The organism is Corynebacterium haematomassiliense (assembly GCF_013978595.1).
Classification (GTDB): domain Bacteria; phylum Actinomycetota; class Actinomycetes; order Mycobacteriales; family Mycobacteriaceae; genus Corynebacterium; species Corynebacterium lehmanniae.
Map to the genome: position 1 here is coordinate 270945 of NZ_JACDTZ010000002.1, position 16819 is coordinate 287763.

Sequence of the window (16819 nt, forward strand, 5' to 3'; positions counted from 1 at the left end):
TCTCTCCTTAAACGGTCGGGGTCGCGGTCGCGTACGTGCCGTCGGCGTTGAGACGGGCATCGGGGTTGAGCAGGAGTGCGATCTCGTCGGCGTGGTCGTCGATACCAGCGAAGCGGCGGTTCTCCACCTGGGTGAAGAGGTCGGCGCGGCCGATCATCCCGGCCTCGAGTCGGCTTGCGCCCTGGGTGAGGCGTTCGGTGGCGCGCTCACGCCAGGCGTCGGCGTCGTGGCCGTCGCGTGTCAGTGCGGCTTCGAACACACCCGGGTGGCCCAGCACGACGAGCGCGCCGACGTGGCCGAAACCGAGCGAGGTCAGGGCCGCCGCCTTCACGTTGCCGGCTCCGAGAGCGAGCGGGGAGCGCAGCCACACCAGGTTGGTTGCCTTCGGCTCGATGAGCGGGTCGACGCAGTCCAGCGAGGCGTTCGGCGGGAGGTCGCCGGTTGCCAGGACGTCGATAAGCCCGCCGGTCTGCAGCAGCGCCGCACCTGCCTTGGAGTGACCGGTGAGGGTCTTCTGCGAGATGACGTACATCGGTGCATCCGGGTCGCGGCCAACGGCCGGCCACAGCACGGAGTGCAGTTCGGACTCGTTCGGATCGTTGGCGTTGGTGGAGGTGTCGTGCTTGGACAGGACGGTGACATCATCAGGCGTGAGTCCCAGCGAGGACAGGGATCGGGCCAGGCGCGAGTCGGTACCGCCGCAGGCCGCCGCCAACACGCCGAGGCCTGGTGCCGGGATGGAGGTGTGTGCGCCGTCGCCGAAGCTGGAGGCGTACGCGACCACTGCCAGCACCGGCAGGCCGAGTTCGGCGGCGAGGGTGCCGCGGGCGAGCAGGACCGTGCCGCCGCCTTCGGCTTCGAGGAAGCCACCGCGTCGACGGTCGTTAGCGCGTGAGATGAAGCGGCCGTCGATACCTTGTGCCGTCATCTTGGCGGTTTCGGCGGTGGCGTTCATGTCGCCGAAGCCCTGGAGGGATTCGACCTGGACGTCGTCGATACCACCGGCGACGACAAATTCGGCCTTGCCCAGCGCAATCTTGTCCACCGCTTCTTCGATGCTGACTGCGGCGGTGGCGCACGCGCCGACCGGGTGGATCATGGAGCCGTAGCCGCCGACAAGCGCCTGCATGGTGTGGGCGGCTACCACGTTGGGCAGCGCTTCCTGCAGGATGTCAGTCTGGCGTTCCTCGCCGATGAAGCGGGAGACGAACACCTTGTGCAGCGATTCCATGCCGCCAATACCGGTGCCTTGGGTGGTGGCGATGAAGGATGGGTGCACCTTCTGTATGAGCTCCGCCGGGGTGAAGCCGGCGTTGATGAACGCGTCGACGGCGGTGACCAGGTTCCAGGCGGCCATGCGGTCCATGCCGTCGGCCATCTGGGCGGGGATGCCCCACTTGGTCGGGTCGAACCCGTCCGGCATCTGGCCAGCGACGGTGCGCGACAAGGTGGCCTTCTTCGGCACGTGCGCCAGGGCACCGGCGTGGCGGGTCACGCTCCATTCGCCGTCGATCTGGCGGATAGTGGTCTTCTCACCGTCGGCTTCCACGTATGCAAGTGCTTCTTCTTTCGTGGTCACGGTAAACGTGATGTCGCGGTCGAGGTAGACCTGCTCAAGGTCTATGGAGCCTTGGTCGGTGAGGAAGTACTTGTCCGTCAGCGTGCGGATGCCGCTGCGTGCGATGACGTCGTCGCGGAAGCGCTCGTAGATGTCCTCTTCGGCAACCTCCGCGCCGTCGTCGTCGTACCAGGCCGGGTTCGGGTCCTCGGACCAGGTGATCAGGCCCATCATCCACGCCAGTTCGAGGACGCCGGCTGCAGTGAGGTCGACCTCGCCGGTGCGTGTGATGCCGTATTCGGCTTCGCGGCGGGTGCGCCCGGAGCCCCAGCTGGATACTTCGCCGATGCCGACGACAACCACCATGTCGTCCAGCGAGCAGGTGACATCGCCCACGCTCGCCGGTGCGGGTTGGCGTGGGGTAGTGACGTTTGGCAGTGCGCGCACCGTTGCGCCATTGCTTGTCGACGATTCCGTGCCCGCCGCATCAACACGTGCATTTCGTGCCAGATCGGCGATGGACACGCCTGCGTTCTCGAGCCCGCCGGTGAGGTCGAGATCCAGCGGGGACTGCTTCGCCTGCTCACGGGATTCCTCGGTGACCAGGCCGAGCAGCTGTGTGGAGATCTCCTCCGGGCTCCACACGTGAATACCTGCGGCCTGTGCCGCCGGGACGAGGCCGTCGTTGCCGCCCATCAGGTGCGTGCCGGCAACCCAGCCGATGCGGGCCTGCGCCAGGGTGACACCTTCCGGCCAGCCGGTTTCCGCGGACCACTTGTTCACAATCGCGTCGAAGGCTGCCTTGACCTCCCCGTAGGCGCCGTCGCCACCGAACGTGCCGCGGTTCGGCGAGCCCGGCAGAACGATGTGAGCGCGCTCGGCAGGGAAGTTATCGCCGTGCTGCGCCAGGTCGGACAGGCCGGCAATGGTGCGTTCGACCGACCACAGCAGCAGGCGGGCCTGCGTTTCGGCGTTGCCACCGACCTCTGCAAGCGAGCCGGACACAGGAGGTGCGGCGAACGGGAAGGCAAGGGTCGGGGTGAGTGCCGGTTTGATGATCTTGACGTCCTTGCCGACGGTTTCCTTCTGTTCGGCCCCGATCCAGTCGATGAGTGCATCGATGTCGCGGTAGGACGACAGGTTCGTCGGCACCAGCCACAGGCGCGCGCCCACGGAAGCGTGCTCGGCGAAGAGGGTGCGGGCGAATTCCTTGCGCGCCTGGCTGACGTTGGATGCGGTCATGATGACCGTCGCACCGCCTGCGAGCAGGCGTTCCACCACTGCGGTGGCGATGGAACCCGGCGCGGCTCCGGTGACTAAGGCGACGTCGTCTGCGTACGGCTCGTTCGCGTCGGCGATGGCGGCTGCTGCGATCTCGCCGAGTACGTTGCGACGATCACCTTCCACGCGCTTGGCGTACCACTCGGCCTGCTTTGCCACGGTGGAGCCGGTGCCAGCGAAGCGCTGTGGTGCGAGGTCGATCTCGCCGAAGGCGACGCGTGCGAGGTCTTCGCGGGCTTGGGCCCAGCGGTCGTCGAAAAGCACTGCCTTGCGCTCGTCGAAGACTGGGGTGACCTGCTTGACCCAGCCGGAGCCGAGTTCTGCCTCGATCGTTTCCACGATCGTGGTGTCCGGTGCGGGGATTTCCGCGACCTCGTCTTCGATGCCGAGCTTGTTCAGCAGCGTGCGGGCGGTGGCCACCAGGGTGTCGGTGACTTCGTCCTTGTAGGCGTCGAGTGCAGCCGAATCCACCACTCCGCCGCCGGAGGAACCACCGCTGGTGGCCTGGGAGACTGCAACGCCGTAGCGTGCGGCGACGTTTTGTACCGCCTGGTCGATCAGTGCGGTGATCTCCGCCTTGGTCGTGGCCGACGGCAGGCTGTTGAGCGAACCGCCGCGGACCGATTCCTCAGTGCGGCTGCCCAGCAGGATCTCGGCTTCGACGTGCGCGGTCCAGGTTGTGGGCAGGCCCCACGCGGCCGCGAGGTGCTCGCCGACAAACGCCGGCTTCAGGCCTGCGCTGCCGAAGAGTTGGCGCAGGCGGGTGCCCACGGCCTCGGATAGGACAGCGCCGAACGGGGTGTAGCCCGGTGCGGCGGTGTTCACGCGCGTGTTCAGCGTAGCCACGTCGGCCTCCGCTGCGCCGTCGATGGCAGGCACGCCGAGCTCGGCGGACATGTCCATGAGCAGCTGGTTGCGTCGCGACGACACCCCGCCGGTGAGCTCCTCAATCGTGTCCGAATCGTTGATCTGCTCGGGGCGGATCTTGTTCTGCAGCGCGAACAGGACGGTGATCGCATCGGCTGCGGTGAAGGGAAGGTCGGACACGGGCGCGCCGGATGCCGGTGCAGCCGGTGCTGGCTCTGCTGGTGCTGACTCTGCTGGTGCGGCGGGGGCTGCCTCGGCTGCCGGGTGTGGGGGGGGTTCGGTCGCTGGGGTCGAGTCGGCTTCTGTGTTGGGCGGGGCGTCGTCGACAAGCACGGGCTCCGGCGCGGAAACCACGTCGTTGAGCATGACGATGTCCTGGCTTGCCTCAACGTTGAAAACCGGCACGTGAATGCCGATGACATCCATCTCGCGCTTTGCCAGGTTGGTCAGCGTCGGTGAAGAGGCAAGGCCGACCTCGATGACCTGGTCGACGCGACCAAGCAGGTAGTCCTGGGTTTCAATCCAGCGCACAGGGGAAGCGAACTGCCACGCCAACAACTCGATGAGCAGCGTGCGCGCGAGCGCGTTGCGGTCGGTGTTCTCCGGCGTCATGCCCTTAAGGCGCTCGGAGGGGACCTCGTTGGTGACCGCATCGATGAACTCTTGAGTCAGCGCAAACGGCTTGGCCACCAAGTTCGGAATGTAGCGGTCCACCAGCGTGTCCACATCGATGATTTCCGGCATGTGCTCGTCGAGCTTTTCGGCGAAGTCTGCAACACCCTCGCGCAGCACGCGTGAGTGGAAAGGAACGTCCACGCCCGGAACCGTGACGTAGGCGCGTGGATTAACCGAGTTAGCCTTGCGCTCCAGGGCGGCAAGGCCGCGCTTCGTGCCAGCCACGGAGTACTGCTGGCCCTTGATGTTGTAGTTGACAATCTCCAAGAACTCGCCGGAATCCTGCGCAACACCAGCGACGTACGCTTCGACCTCTTCCGGGCCGACACCGATCATGTTCGGGCGCAGCGCGCCCATGCCGTAGTCGGAGTTGCCCTCCGCATCGCGTGGCACCAGGGAACCCATGGCGGAGCCACGCGAGTACACGATGTCGATGACCGCTTCCAGGTCAAAGATGTTGCCCAGGGCTGCAAGCGCGGTGTATTCACCGAGCGAGTGGCCCGCAAAGTACGCACCGGAGGCCAACGTGTTGGCCTCGTTCAGTCGCTGCGTCTGCGCGTAGGCGACAACGGCCATGGCCACCTGCGTGAACTGGGTCAGGTGCAGGACGCCATCCGGGTGTTTGAACTCCAGACCGCGGATGACCAGGCGCGACGGGTTGTCCTCCACAATGCGCTGGATGGAGAACCCGTGGGTCTCACGCGTGTGGCGGTCAGCGCGGCGCCACACGTCGCGCGCGGCAGCGGAAGCAGCACGGTCACCGTTGCCCATGCCCTGGGTTTGAATGCCCTGGCCGGGGTAGACGTAGGCGGTGCGCGGCTGGGCCAGAAGCGCCTGACCACGGGAGACGACGTCGCCGGCGATGCGGCAGGTCACCTCAAGGGCCTGCTGGATGCCGACGCGGCCGACGCGCTCGACGGTGATCTCTACATCGTCGTCAAGCTGCACCATGCCGTACATGGAGTAGGTCCAGCCGATGACCTGGCCGTGGCCAGCAGCCAGGTGCTGTGCGGTGGCGGATAGCCACATGCCGTGCACCAGCGGCGCATCCAGGTTGACCAGGGCTGCTGCGTTGGTGGAGGTGTGAATCGGGTTGTAGTCGCCGGAGACCAGAGCAAACGGGGTCATGTCCGACGGTGCGCGCACCACGGTGCGGTCCACGAATGAACGCGGGGTCGGCTCAACCTGCTCGCTTGCTGCGCCACCACCATAGGCCGGTGCCGGGACTGGTGTTGCAGTACCGGTGGCGCGACCACGGATGGCAAAGCGCTGCATCTGGGTTGCCACAACCTCGTCGCCGGAGCGCAGCTCCAACTCGACGGTGACAATACGGCCAGAGGTGGACTCAGCGATCGAGGTGCACTTGGAGGTCACGTCGATGCGCCGGCCATCTGCAAGCTCGGTAAGCGGGACGCGCAGGTCGATGACGTGATCTAGGTGGACGGCGTTGAGCAGGCCCTCGATCACCGGCGTGCCGTCAGCCAACTTGCCGGAGCCCAGCGCTGCGTAGATCGCCGGCCAGCAGGGGCCAACCAGCACGTCTGGCGTGCCCACCACAGCGTTGTCGGCCACAGCGCCGCCGGTGACCGCGGAGTGCGATGCCAAAAGGGAAGCGGGCAGCGTAAACGACGAGCGCGCCACACCAAACGGCGCGTCCTCGGTCGGTGTCTCGATCTGCGGGATCTCAGTAATCGTGTCGCCGGCCTCGCTGACCGAACCGACACCAGCCAGGCCAGACAGCAGCTCGAAGACGCTGTCAGACAGGCGATCGCCGTCCACAATCGGGGAGGCACCCGTGCCCGCACCGGCAGGGATCTCGACCGGGATGTTCACCTCACGCACGTAGAACGGACGCTGGTCGTCCTGCAGGTGGTCCCACGCGGAATCAGCGTGGATTCGGATCGTCCACTCGCGCTCACCAGCCGCGTTGGTGGTTGCCTCCACGTCGAAGGCGTCCTCGTCCAGCGCGTATGCAGGGTTGGCCATCAGGTGGCCGTGCCACACCAAGGTCGGGCAGGAGCGCAGATACGCGGCCTCGTCGGCGGCGTCGCTGCGTCGAGCGAAGCGGGATTCAGCGGTGGCGCCGTCGTCGATAAGCATCTGCGTCGCGGCATCCTCAAAACGTGCCAGCAACTGCGCAACCGGCTCGTTCTTACGCGTAATACCAGCAACCGCAACCGGGCCCGGGATAATGCGCACCTGGTCAGCGGTGTAGCGCTCATCCTGTGCCTGCCACAAGGTGTCCTTGCCAAACCAGGACTTCAGATCCGCATCAAGTGCTGGCACCCACGGCATCGGCTTCGGGTAGGCATAGTGCAGACCGATCCACCACGCCGCATCGCGCGGGGAAACCATGACCTCGCGCGCCTGCGGGTAGTGCTGCAGCAAGGTGCTGAGACCATCGCGCGGGGAGATCTCGACATCGTCGGGGAAGAGGGTCGGGATCTCACCGTGGTCGGCCTCGTTCAGACGTGCCTCGATGCGCTGGAGCAACGCAACAAAGCGCGCGTTCCAGGTCTGGTCGATAAACGGATCGGCGAGCTCGACGAAGCGCTCGACCCACTCGGCGTACGTCATCGTCTCCACGTCGCCGAAGTACGGCTTCGCCGTCTTCGACAGTGCCTCGATGATCTCCTCGCGGTGCGCCGGGTACTCCTCAATATCCAACGAGGCGATGAACCGTGCCGCCTTGGCAAAGGAGTTGTCCAGGTCGTGCAAGTCCGCCAGCAGGTGCGATTGCGACGACGCCACACCCGCCACGCCGCGACCGCGACCGACCCAACCGCCGTTGTTCTCCGGCGGCAGGCCAGGTGTGTCCACGAGCAGCTGCTTGACCGAATCCGTGGCCTTCGCCTCCTTCGTGGCCATGGCCACGGTGCCGACAAACACTCCATCCACCGGCATCGCAGGCAAACCGAACTTCTCAGACCAACGGCCCGTAATCAGCTCCGCGGCACGCTCCGGCGAGTACACGCCACCGCCGACGGTGAGCACCGCGTTGTCGTGCGCGCGGATCTCGGGGTAGGTCTCCAACAGCATGTCCTCCAGATCAACCCAGGAGTGGTGGCCGCCAGCGTGGCCGTCCTCCACCATCAAGATGACCTGGTCGTCCGGGTTCGCCGCAGCGATTGCGAGCGCGTTGCGGATCTGCTGCGTTGTACCGGGCTTGAGCGCAATGTAAGGGAAGCCATCCTGGTGCAGCTGCGCGAACAGCTCTGTGGCCTCGTCGACGTCCGGAATGCCCGCGGAGATACACACGCCGTTAAACGGAGCACCAGCAGCGCGGGCCTTTGGCACCATGCGCGTTTGGCCGAATTGCAGGTTCCACAGGAAGCGGTCGAAGAACATGGTGTTGAACTGCGCGGTGCGACCAGGCTGCAAAAACGCCTTGAGGTTGGCGGTGTGCTTGCCAAACTCCTCCTCGGAGTACATGCCGCCACCGGCAAGTTCCGCCCAGTATCCGGCGTTGGCAGCGGCGGCGACAATCTCGCCGTCCGCGGACGTTGGGGTCATGCCACCCAGGATGATCGGGGACAGACCAGTTAGCGACGAGAACTTCGTCTGCGTGTACGTCTTGCCATCCGGCAGCGCGATCACTCGTGGTGCGTAGGCCGAGTAGTCCACGCCCTGCGGCAACTCAGCGCCCGGGCGTGCAAGCTCGTCGCGCTTCGCGGCGGTGGACGCGTCCAACACAGCGACGCCGGAGCCGTTGGCCAAGTTGGTCGCAATCGTCGCCGTAGCCGTATCAAACGTGAAAATGTGGCTCGCGCCCTGGGCAATCAGGTCGCGCACGGTTTCGGTGAAGTCGAACCGGTCCACCAAAATCGATTGCGCCAGTTCACGGGGAGTGGTGGTTTCAAAGGGGATGCCGCATGCGTCCGCCCACTGCTGCGCCAACTCCACACCGGGGGCGTTCGTGTCCACGTGGAAGGGGTACGCAACATCAAGCGAGTCGAACACCGGCGTGATTTCGGATCCGCCGTACTCCACTTCCAACTTGGCGTTGTAGCTGCTCGCAGCCGCTTCGATGTCTTTGCGTGCCTGCGCGAGCGCCTCCGGGCTGCCAGACAGCACCACGTGGCGGTGCCCATTGATCACGCTGATAGGAGCCGCTTGCGTATCGACGACAAACTCACCGACCTGCTCAGGCGTCAGCCCACGAACCGAAAGCATCCGGCTGCGCGAGTCGGCGCCACCGTACACGTTGGTTGCGGCAGCACCCATGATGAAGGCGAACGCAAGAGCTTTCTCCGCAGCCTGTGGGCCGTTGGCGCGATTGAGCGCGGCGGCACCCAAGATGCCCTGGGAGTGTCCAGCGAACAGTGCGTCGGTGGTGTCGAGCCCGAGCTGCTCGAGATCTTCCGCGGCAACAATCTGCGACAGCAGAATCGCCGGTGCACTGACCGCGGGCAGGGCGTCGATCGCCTCGTGCGAGGTGTCCGCATCCATCGCGTCGCGAATACGCTGCACAACTCCTGGCACGACAGAGGTCAACGGGCGGGCAACAGCGGCGGTGAGGGACTGGGCGTCGTTAAGAAGCTGCTCCATGCGGATACGTGCCACAGGAGTCGCGGCAGCATCAGCGAGCACCTGCTGCCAGGAAGAACCCTGCCCCGGGAACAGGATTGCGGGACGCTTCAGGGAAGAAAAAGAGGTGGAATTCATAACAGTGTCCTTATGGTCCTTTGCATCGGAGCGGGATTAGAGCGGGATATTGCCGTGCTTGCGCATTGGACGCGCCACGGTCTTGTCACGGAAGAAACGCAGTTGCGCTGCGATAACAGCAGGGGTTTCGCTTGGGAGGATGACCGAATCGATCAGGCCTCGCTCAGCGGCCTTGTACGGGTTGAGCATCTCGTCCTCGTAGTTGCGCTCGTACTGCGCAATCAGTTCGCGGAGCTCCTCGTCGTTCACGCCGGAATCGCGGGCGTTTGCAATGTCTTTGCGGTTGATGAAGCCGACCGCGCCAGACGCACCCATCACCGCGATCTGCGCGGTAGGCCATGCCAAGTTCACATCGGCGCCAAGGCCTTTTGAGCCCATCACGCAATACGCGCCGCCGTATGCCTTGCGCATGGTCACGGTCACCTTCGGCACGGTTGCTTCGCCGTAGGCGTACAGCAGCTTTGCACCGCGGCGCAGAATGCCGCTGTGCTCCTGGTTCGCGCCGGGTAGGAAGCCGGGTACGTCCACCAGCATGACAATCGGGATGTTGAAGCTGTCGCACGTGCGGATGAAACGCGCGGCCTTTTCCGCCGAGTCGATGTCCAAGCAACCTGCGAGCACCATGGGCTGATTAGCGACGAAGCCCACCGGCTGGTCCTCAATCCGACCAAACGCAGTGACGACGTTTTCAGCACGCTGCTCCATGACCTCCAGGAATTCGCTGTCGTCCGCGATATGCGCAATCACGTCGCGGACCTCGTAGGGGGTGTTGGGCGAGTCTGGGATCAATGAATCCAGCGCGGCAGCATCGGTGGCGTCTGCCTCTGCATCGGTTGGGGTTGCGGGACGCGGCGCCGACTTCTGGCGGTTGTTCGACGGCAAGTACTCAAGCAAGTCAGCCACCCAGTCGAGCGCATCCTCATCGGATTCCGCAACGTAGTGGCAGTTGCCGCCCTGCTGCATGTGCATCCAGGCGCCGCCGAGCTCTTCTTGTGAGATTTCCTCACCCGTGACGGTCTTGATTACGTCCGGGCCGGTGACGAACATCTTCGAGGTCTCGTCCACCATGACCACAAAGTCAGTCAGCGCGGGGGAGTAGGCGTTGCCACCGGCGCAGGCGCCCATGATCACGCTGATCTGCGGGACCACCCCGGACGCTTCGATGTTGTGGCGGAAGGTGCGCGCGATCCAGTCCAGCGACACCGCACCGTCTTGGATGCGGGCGCCTGCACCTTCGTAAAGTCCGATCAGCGGACGGCCGGTGGTCACGGCGAGGCGCTGGATCTTGGTCATCTTTTCGCCGTAGACCTCACCGAGTGCGCCGCCGAAGACGGTGCCGTCCTGGGAGAAGATGCAGACTTCACGCCCGTCGATAGTGCCGTGGCCGCACACGATGCCGTCTGTTGCCGGGCGCTTGGCCTGCATGCCGAAGTCGTGGGTGCGGTGGCGCACCAACTGGTCGGTTTCCACGAAGGAGCCCTCATCGAGCAGATAGTCCAGGCGCTCGCGTGCGGTGAGACGGCCGGCGGAACGGACCTTGTCCAGGGGTTTCGAGCCCACTGGCTCGTGTGCCTCGGCACGCCGGCGTCGAAATTCCGCTATTTTGTCGGCTGTTGACGAAAGTGGTTTTTCATCCAAAATTGTTTTGGAGTCAAAATTAAAAGCCATGCGGGCATAGTAAACCTACTGAAGCGTAAGTAAAAGGATTGGCCACAATTCACAGAAAACAGCCAGCATTTCTTATGCGATCGCAAACACAACAAAGTCGCAACCGCCGACGGAAGGAACGCGCATGCACATCGGCACCGACCTGGTCCACATTCCCGGTTTGGCTCAGCAAATGAAGTTGCCGGGATCCACCTTCATGCAGGTGTTTACCGACCGGGAGCGGCGCGAATGTGCCGCGAAGCCGGACCCGGTCGCATCGCTGGCTGGCCGCTGGGCCGTTAAAGAGGCTTACGTCAAAGCCTGGGCGTCCACCCGCTTCGGGCGGCCGCCGCAAATCGCCCCCGACGACTTCAATTTCGCGGAGGTGGAGGTAGTCCAGGATGTGTTTGGGCGCCCCGCGGTCCAGCTGCACGGCCGCGCCGGGGAGGTTGGGCCGCCGGTTTGCAGCGTGAGTATCAGCCACGACGGCGACTACGCCGTGGCCGTGGTTGCAGTGGAGGTGGCCACGGGGGCGGGCCGCGGCAGCCTCTAGATGCTTACCCCAGGATGCTTATTCCTCGAGAGCGATCGACCGTTGTGGAGTGCGCCACTTGAGAAATATGTTTAGAAGATCGGAATGGTAGCGGTGTGGTGAGTTTGTGGTAGCGCCTGAGTGGGGATCCGGTAGCGGTCCCGGCTCAGGCGTTTTGTGTGTTACTGGTTAGTTTCCAATCTCATGTTTGGTCCTTCGAGGGTGATGATTTCGGCGCCGGCGATGAGTCGGTTGAGGATGGATTCGGCGATGACTGCGTCCGGGATGGATCTGTACCAGTCTTGCGGGGTGAACTGTGAGGTCACGATTGTTGATCGGTTGCCTTCTCGTTCGGAGAGAATGTTGAAGAGCAGGTGTGCGGTGGCGGCGTCGACTGGGGTGGTGAGGAAGTCGTCGAGGACTAACACGTCGACGCTGATCAACTCGCGGGTGAGTTTGAGCCGGGCTGGGTCGTCGAGTGGCATCACTGCGAAGTGCGCGGCAAGCATGTCGGTGCGGTAGAACCTGGCGGAGTAGTCGTTGCGGCATGCTGCGGTGATCAGTGCTTGGGCGAGGTAGGTCTTGCCGACTGAGGATTTGCCCAAGATGACTATGTTTTGGCCCAGGTGGCACCATTGTCCGTGAGCGAGTCGGCTGACTTGTTCTGGGTTGATGTTGCGGTCAGGTGCGTAGACGACGTCTTCGAGGCAGGCATCGGGGTTTGGCGATCGTGATGCCTTGAGCAGTTTGTTGATGCGGCGTTCGCGTCTGGCCGCGACTTCTTTGTCGAGTGCGTAGAGCACCTTTTGGGAGAAGGTCCACGTGTCGAAGGCTGGGTCGTTGGCGATGTCGATGACGCTTTTGCCGAAGGCTGTCATGCGCATCGCTGTGAAGTCCGCGAGGACGGATTCGTCGAGGAAACGCTCTTGAGGCGGGGTCGGTGGGGTCATGGCGTTGTGGTTCCTTTCTTGATGAGGTTGTCCAGACTGAACTGTGCTGCGCCACCGAGGTAGGCGCCGCTGGTGTCGCGTGTGGCAGCGGCGGGTGCGTGGGCCGGATGCCCAGGTGTGGCCGGTGCCGGTTGGTCGAAGCCGTGTGGTCGGGTTGCGGCTTCTTTGCGTACGGCGGCCATCATGTTTTTGACCGCGGTGTAGGACACCGCCCGGCGGGTCCCGTCGCAGGAGAGCAGACGCTGGCATGCTTCTTCCAGCACGGGCTTGTTGGCGTGTTTGCCCATTGACAGCACGTTCCTGCACGATTGGTACGCCTGGGCCGGGATTGCTTTCGCCGTGATCATTTCCTCGATGACGGTGCGTGTCGCCGGGCCGATTTTTTGGGCTTCGCGCAGGAAGTAATCGCTCGTCCACAGGCCCTGGGTGTGATCCATGTTCGCCGGTATGTGGTCGGCATCGGTGACATACGCCCCGCGGGTGTGGGAAAGCGTGTGGGTTGTCACGGCACGGCCACCATCGAAGACCGTGAGCACTTGCCCGGTGATGCGCACATCGACAGTGCGGCCAACGAGCTGGTGCGGCACGGAGTACCGCACGCTGGCTACGGTGATGTGGAAATCTGGGGCGATCTTGGCGCGTTTCCACTCGGTGCGCTGCCACGGGGTGTCGGGAAGTGCTGTCAAAAGGAGAGTGTCCGATTCTTTGTGTGCGGGGGCTTGGTTTACAAGTAGTCCGCGAATCGGTCGGGGTAAGCCACGGCTAGTTGGTTGATGGCTTGTTTCCACCCGGTGGCTTTCGCTCCTTCAATATAGCCGTTGCACTCAACGTCGCGCTTCACTTTCTTCGCTCGCTGCGCAGCGCGCTTGTCTTCGATATTGCAGATCATCAACCACAGCGTCTTCAGCGCCGCCGTATCGTTCGGGAACTGGCCCCTGTTGCGGGTAGCTTTCCGCAGTTCAGCATTGAGCGACTCGATCGAATTGGTGGTGTAGAGCACCCGGCGTGCCGCCGGCGGAAACTGCAGAAACGGCACGAACCGCTCCCAAGCGTCGCGCCAGACTTTGACCGACTGCGGGTATTTCCGGCCCAGTTCACTGGCCTCGAACGCATCCAAGCTGGCACGTGCGGTGTCCTCGTTAGTGGCCGTGTAGACCTCGCGTAGCGCACGGGAGACGCCTTTGCGGTCCTGATACGACACCCACCGGTTCGCAGCTCGAATCAGGTGCACAATGCAGGTCTGCACCATGGAATTCGGCCAGGTTGCCTCCACAGCTTCCGGCAGGCCTTTGAGCCCGTCGCAGCACACAATGAACACGTCCTGGACACCGCGGTTGGCCAGGTCCGCGCACACCGATGCCCAGAATGCGGCGCCTTCATTTTCCGCGATCCACAATCCCAGGATGTGCTTGATGCCGTCCATGTCGACACCAACCGCCATGTAGCAGGACTTGTTGACCACGCGGTGCCCGTCACGGATTTTCACGCGTAGCGCGTCGAGGAATATCACCGGGTAAAACTCGTCGAGTTGGCGGTTTTGCCAGATCATGACCTCCTCTAGCACCGCATCGGTAATGGTGCTGATCGTATCCGGGCTCATATCCACCCCCAGGGTGGTCGCGAGGTGGTGCTGAATATCGCGCACTGTCATCCCGCCGGCGTAGAGCGAGACGATCATGTCATCGAGCTCTGTGAGCCGGCGTGCGCCCTTGGGCACCATCCGGGGAGTAAACGTGCCGGCACGATCCCTGGGCACGGTCACTTCCACCGCGCCGTACCCGGAGTTGACGGTTTTGGTGTACGACCCGTTGCGGTGATTGTTCGCCTGTGCGGTTGCCACTTGGGCTTTGGTCTTGCGGTCGGAATGGCTATAGCCCAAGTGCGCATCCATCTCCGCCTGCAGACCAGCGTTGATCGATGCCTGTAGCAGGCCTTTGACCAGCTCGCTTGCATCATCAGCCGAGGTCGACAGCTCGCTGATCAAGCTGGCGAGCTCAGGATTTTCCATCAGCTTCTCGCTGATCTCATTGACCCTTGCCGGGTCATGGTTTTTCTTCGGTGACACCGTAGTCATTATCGGTGAAACTCCTTCTAGATCAGAGCCTCACACACAAACTTCCTGACACCCTCGTCAAAAGGTGTCTTTCATGCGCATCGAAAATGTCTTTGCGGCTTGACTGCTGGTGACGAAACGGCACCGCCTGGTTGATCTGGTCAACCAACTGCTGAATTCGCGAGTTGAGTTCGTCAAGGTCGACGCACTGGTGACCATCGAGTGCGTGGATGACCTTGTGGGTGACGATCTTGACTGCGGCTTCGACATTGGCTTTGTCTTTCGGCCGTTTCGACCTCGTGGGCAGCGCTGCGGTGTTGTAATGCTCCAAAAACTGCTCGTAGGTGTCGTTGACCTTGCGGTTTCGATCCGCCGCGCTGATCGCGTTCGACGCAGTCGAGGCATTATCCGGCACCACAACCTCAGGCACGCCCCCGAAGTAGGCGAACGCGTGGTGGTGGGCATCAAGCCAGGAATGCTGGCGCTCATCCGGACATGCGAGGGCAAAAATCATCCCTGAATACGGCATTGAGGCGACAAACACGCTGACCTTCACCCCCGGTGCGCCATAAGGGTCGAACAGGCGCATCTTGGTGCCTGCCCAATCCACCTGCATGGTGTGCCCCGGTGTATGGGTGATGCGTGCGGTCAAACCGGCCGCATCGACATGAGACGCCACCAACTGGCGAAACCGGTCGTAGCTGTAATGGAGCTGGCCGGGTAAAGCAGGTGTGGTGGTGTAGCGAGCCCACAGCACTTGCAGTGTCTGCTTGTTACGCCCCGTGCGGGCTTTGACCACCGCATCGAAATCGATAGGGACGAACTCGCCCTGGCCTGTGCTGCGCCCATCTACGAATAACTCGTCGAGCTCATCATCCGTCAACGCCAACACCTGGTCGATAGTGCGAATCCCGAGGGATCGAAGCACCTGGTTCGACCGGGAAATCGCGCGGTGGGAGCATCCCAGCTGTTGTTCAATCTGGCGGTACGAACGCTGCTGCACAAGCAGCTTCATCACCGCCCGGTAATCCGTCATCAGCGGACTCCTTCCGGTAACCGGCTACACCCCTGTGGTGCAACCACCCGAAAGCATCACCCGCCACCGCCAACCCCGCTACCGGAAACCCACTGAACCGCTACCCGAAAGTCACCACACCGCTACCAACTAGCCGGTCGCAACAAAATAAGCATCCTGGAGTAAGCACCCTCGGAATTGGGGGAAAAATTGGGCCGGAATAGGACCGGAATGGGGGGCGGGGCAGCGGCGACCATTTCCGTCAGCGCCAGGCGCGGGCCGCGGCGACGAAGCCCTCGGCCAGCCTTTCGCCGGTGCGGGTGAGATGGTCGTCGTGGCGCAGCAGCTCCGCTTCGACCGCGGCACCGTCGTGGCCGCCGTTCGCCGCCCACTGGCCGGCAACCTCCGGCGAGCACTCCGGGTGGAACTGCACCGAGACGATCGACTCCAGCCGCATGGCCTGGATCGGGCAGCGCTCGCTGGATGCCAGGAGTGTCGCGCGGGGAGGGAGCGTGACTACCGCGTCGTGGTGGGATTGCTCGACCATCAAGGTTGCGCCGAGGGGGCCGAGCAGGGGATCGTCCACACCTGCGTCGGTCAACGTCACCTGGGTAGCGCCTTCTTCGTCCTGCGCCGCCAGGCCGACGGAAACTTCGCCGCCGAAACAGTCGGCGATGATCTGATGGCCCAAACAGATGCCGAGGACGGGCGTGCCCGATTCAAAGGCGCTGTGCAGCAGCTCGTGCACCGCCGGTAGCCACGGCGAGGCGTGCGTGTCCAGCGCATCTGCGCGTCCACCGAGGAGGATGAGGGGGTCGCCGGAGGCGTCGATAGGCAATGGCTCCCCGAGATCGACGGTGCGCAGGGTGGCGCCGGCGCGCTCGAGCCACGGGCCGAGGCGTTGCAGTGGCGCGAACGAATCGGGCTGCAGAACGGTGATGCGCATGGCTAGAGGTCGAAGGATGCTGCGCGGAGAATGTCCGGCGTAATGGGAACCTTGCCTTTTCCTTCCTTATCGCGCTTCACGATGAGCTTGGCCGCGGCGATCTGGCTCCGGGAAAACTCCGGCTTCGGAGACTGAATTTCTCTAGCTTTGGATCGGGCTGTCATCGCTGCTCCTCAAAAGGCGTGTTGGGATTTCGGAACACGGCGGTCAAGATCGCGTCGATTACCTCGTGCTGGTCGGCAGGGATTTCCGACTGCCTGTCGATGGAATCGAGAATAGCAATCCCCGCCTCAACTTCACGCTCGCTCGAGGCGTTGCACATGTCAGTCGCCCAGCGAAGCATCGTGTGCCACTCCTTAACACGGTCCAGCTTTTGCGAGTTATCGAGTGTTTGCGAAACCCCGAGCCAAGCAATGCAAGCAGCTCCAAGAGGCCCGATGATGCGAGACGCGAAGTCGAGCACCATCCAGGCTTCTTCGGCCGAACGTGTTGCATTACTGACAGCAAATCCGAGAGAAACAGCAACTGCGAGCGCTGTAAGCAACCAAGGTCTGTCTGATTTTGTAAGAGCCAACGTGTACTCCTTCTGTGGACGGCATTAAAGAGTTAGACGCGCCCGCACCGCCACCG

10 protein-coding genes are annotated in these 16819 nt (G+C 63.4%); 1 reads left to right on the plus strand and 9 read right to left on the minus strand.

Annotated features, from left to right (window positions below; translation table 11 throughout):
• Nucleotides 1-7: 7 nt before the first annotated feature.
• Both H0193_RS10685 and H0193_RS10690 read right to left on the minus strand, forming a co-directional pair.
• Nucleotides 8-9046: a type I polyketide synthase gene (locus H0193_RS10685; RefSeq protein WP_181889898.1), complete on the minus strand. Its 9039-nt coding sequence runs from the start codon at nt 9044-9046 to the stop codon at nt 8-10.
• Nucleotides 9047-9082: 36 nt separating this feature from the next.
• Nucleotides 9083-10714 carry an acyl-CoA carboxylase subunit beta gene (locus tag H0193_RS10690; protein WP_181889899.1) on the minus strand — a complete coding sequence of 544 codons (1632 nt, stop codon included), beginning with the start codon at nt 10712-10714 and terminating at the stop codon, nt 9083-9085.
• Between the two features lie 124 nt (nt 10715-10838).
• Here H0193_RS10690 and acpS point away from each other — a divergent pair, with 124 nt between their 5' ends.
• Nucleotides 10839-11246 carry a holo-ACP synthase AcpS gene (gene acpS, locus H0193_RS10695; RefSeq protein ID WP_181889900.1) on the plus strand — a complete coding sequence of 136 codons (408 nt, stop codon included), beginning with the start codon at nt 10839-10841 and terminating at the stop codon, nt 11244-11246.
• 161 nt (nt 11247-11407) lie between these two features.
• On the opposite strand, the gene H0193_RS10700 is transcribed toward acpS, so the two are convergent.
• From H0193_RS10700 to H0193_RS10730, 7 genes are all read right to left on the minus strand, one after another.
• On the minus strand, nt 11408-12175 hold the full coding sequence (locus tag H0193_RS10700) for an ATP-binding protein (protein WP_181889901.1): 768 nt from the start codon (nt 12173-12175) through the stop codon (nt 11408-11410).
• Nucleotides 12172-12861 carry a Mu transposase domain-containing protein gene (locus H0193_RS10705; RefSeq protein WP_236883592.1) on the minus strand — a complete coding sequence of 230 codons (690 nt, stop codon included), beginning with the start codon at nt 12859-12861 and terminating at the stop codon, nt 12172-12174. Before H0193_RS10705 ends, H0193_RS10700 begins: the two co-directional genes overlap by 4 nt.
• 38 nt (nt 12862-12899) lie before the next feature.
• The gene (locus H0193_RS10710) at nt 12900-14249 is read right to left on the minus strand and encodes an IS256 family transposase (RefSeq protein ID WP_181889902.1); all 1350 of its coding nucleotides are present in this window, start codon (nt 14247-14249) and stop codon (nt 12900-12902) included.
• Nucleotides 14250-14271: 22 nt separating this feature from the next.
• The gene (gene istA / locus H0193_RS10715; protein WP_236883593.1) at nt 14272-15264 is read right to left on the minus strand and encodes an IS21 family transposase; all 993 of its coding nucleotides are present in this window, start codon (nt 15262-15264) and stop codon (nt 14272-14274) included.
• Nucleotides 15265-15505: 241 nt separating this feature from the next.
• Nucleotides 15506-16189 (minus strand): type 1 glutamine amidotransferase, encoded by a 684-nt coding sequence (locus H0193_RS10720; RefSeq protein WP_181889903.1) that lies wholly within the window; start codon nt 16187-16189, stop codon nt 15506-15508.
• A gap of 2 nt (nt 16190-16191) precedes the next feature.
• Nucleotides 16192-16353 carry an RNA helicase gene (locus tag H0193_RS10725; protein ID WP_101494221.1) on the minus strand — a complete coding sequence of 54 codons (162 nt, stop codon included), beginning with the start codon at nt 16351-16353 and terminating at the stop codon, nt 16192-16194.
• Nucleotides 16350-16763, minus strand: coding sequence for a hypothetical protein (locus tag H0193_RS10730; RefSeq protein WP_143339012.1), 414 nt, complete (start codon nt 16761-16763; stop codon nt 16350-16352). The genes H0193_RS10725 and H0193_RS10730 overlap by 4 nt, the downstream gene beginning before the upstream one ends.
• Nucleotides 16764-16819: the final 56 nt, after the last annotated feature.

What these genes read in the sequence shown, in the direction of transcription:
- H0193_RS10700 (WP_181889901.1), bottom strand. Translation starts at nt 12,175, where the DNA reads ATGACCCCACCGACCCCGCCTCAAGAGCGTTTCCTCGACGAATCCGTC.
- istA (WP_236883593.1), bottom strand. Translation starts at nt 15,264, where the DNA reads ATGACGGATTACCGGGCGGTGATGAAGCTGCTTGTGCAGCAGCGTTCG.
- H0193_RS10710 (WP_181889902.1), bottom strand. Translation starts at nt 14,249, where the DNA reads ATGACTACGGTGTCACCGAAGAAAAACCATGACCCGGCAAGGGTCAAT.
- H0193_RS10725 (WP_101494221.1), bottom strand. Translation starts at nt 16,353, where the DNA reads ATGACAGCCCGATCCAAAGCTAGAGAAATTCAGTCTCCGAAGCCGGAG.
- H0193_RS10690 (WP_181889899.1), bottom strand. Translation starts at nt 10,714, where the DNA reads ATGGCTTTTAATTTTGACTCCAAAACAATTTTGGATGAAAAACCACTT.
- H0193_RS10685 (WP_181889898.1), bottom strand. Translation starts at nt 9,046, where the DNA reads ATGAATTCCACCTCTTTTTCTTCCCTGAAGCGTCCCGCAATCCTGTTC.
- H0193_RS10720 (WP_181889903.1), bottom strand. Translation starts at nt 16,189, where the DNA reads ATGCGCATCACCGTTCTGCAGCCCGATTCGTTCGCGCCACTGCAACGC.
- acpS (WP_181889900.1), top strand. Translation starts at nt 10,839, where the DNA reads ATGCACATCGGCACCGACCTGGTCCACATTCCCGGTTTGGCTCAGCAA.